This window comes from Tsukamurella conjunctivitidis (assembly GCF_007858475.1).
In the GTDB taxonomy this organism is placed as follows: domain Bacteria; phylum Actinomycetota; class Actinomycetes; order Mycobacteriales; family Mycobacteriaceae; genus Tsukamurella; species Tsukamurella conjunctivitidis.
This window is the reverse complement of the sequence record NZ_VIGX01000342.1, coordinates 1-500: the sequence shown is the minus strand read 5'-3', so window position 1 is coordinate 500 and position 500 is coordinate 1. Positions and strand designations below refer to the sequence as shown.

The window sequence follows — 500 nt, the reverse complement described above, 5'->3', positions numbered from 1 at the left end:
AGTGTGAGGAGGTCCTTGGCGGCCTGCTCCTTCTCGGCCCGTCCCATGTCGGGACGGTGGGTGGTGAACACGTCGAACAGCTGTGCCCGGACGGAGATCACAGGGTTGAGAGCGTTCATCGCTCCCTGGAAGACCATGGAGATCTTGTCCCAGCGGAACGCTCGCAGGTGGTCCCCACTGAGCGCGGTGATGTCGATGTCCTCGCCGCTGTGGTCATGGAGGGTGGCCTCGCCGGAGGTGAGCAGGGCGGGTGGCTTCAGCAGGCGGTTGATGGCGTAGGCCAGGGTGGTCTTGCCGCAGCCCGACTCCCCGGCCAGGCCCAGGATCTCGCCCCTGTTGAGCACCAGGGACACGTCGCGGACGGCCTCCACGGGTGGGGTCACCTGGTAGACGACCGACATGTGTTGGGCAGTGAGGACCGGGGTCTGGCGGGCCATGTAGGCCGCATGGTCGGGCGTGGTGAGCGGACCCGCCCACACGTCCACTGGCGATGTCGTCAT

1 protein-coding gene is annotated in these 500 nt (G+C 67.0%); it reads right to left on the bottom strand.

Annotated features, from left to right (window positions below; all coding sequences use genetic code 11):
• On the bottom strand, nt 1-485 hold a 485-nt coding region (locus FK530_RS25700; RefSeq protein WP_205124294.1), incomplete at its 3' end, for an ATP-binding cassette domain-containing protein.
• Between the last annotated feature and the right edge of the window lie 15 nt (nt 486-500).